The organism is Thermodesulfobacteriota bacterium (assembly GCA_026415035.1).
Lineage (GTDB): Bacteria > Desulfobacterota > BSN033 > BSN033 > UBA1163 > RBG-16-49-23.
The window spans coordinates 1-682 of the sequence record JAOAHX010000055.1 but is presented as its reverse complement, the minus strand read 5'-3'; the positions used below and the strand labels follow the sequence as shown (position 1 = coordinate 682).

2 protein-coding genes are annotated in these 682 nt (G+C 41.6%); both read left to right on the top strand.

Going from position 1 to position 682, the window contains the following annotated elements; all coding sequences use genetic code 11:
- Positions 1 to 91 precede the first annotated feature (91 nt).
- Entirely contained in the window at positions 92 to 271 is a 180-nt protein-coding gene (locus N3G78_14835; protein MCX8119191.1) for a hypothetical protein, read from the top strand.
- Positions 272 to 316: 45 nt separating this feature from the next.
- Positions 317 to 682: hypothetical protein (locus N3G78_14830; GenBank protein ID MCX8119190.1), on the top strand; the 366-nt coding region annotated here is incomplete at its 3' end.

Genomic DNA, 682 nt, shown 5'->3' with positions numbered 1-682 from the left:
GAAAAATCAAAAACGAGTAATTGTCAGTGGTATGGGTTTTTGATATATTTTGTGGAAAAGGAAGGGGAGAGATAAATTGAAGGAGGACCCTATGCCAGCGATTGCGCCGATCGAAGATTTAAAGGCTGCTCAGAAGGAACTTCTCGAAGCCAAGGACATTGAAGAATTAAAACGAATTTTCAAAAAATGGCGACGGATCGGTTGGAAAAATATTTGTAAGCTCTGGCTGGAGGAGAGCACCCCGGAAAAATTGAAAGGCGAAAGCATGTGAAGATTTTAAATTGGAAGGAGTGGTATTGATCAAGCCCCAAAGAACATGAGCGGAAAATATCTATCTTTAATTGGAAGGAAAATTAAAATATTGGGTTACTTCGCAATGCCAGTTACTGTGGAGGCTATGGAATTTTTAAATGATGCCATGGTTTTGCGGGTTCGAACGTCTGAGGGTAAGCCCGATGAGGTTATTCTTAGTCTCGAGGAATTTGAAAAACTTATAGAAGACCTCCCTCCAAAATCAGAAGAAACAATTCAAGCTCCCAGCGAGGAACTTCGCCTTCTCATCGAATCCAATCGTATCCGTTTAGCCTATTCTTATGATCCTTATTTTGCTGTCAGTCTCTCAGGGATCCAATCCCTTCCCCATCAGATTGAAGCTGTCTATGGCAAATTGCTTCCACAGCCC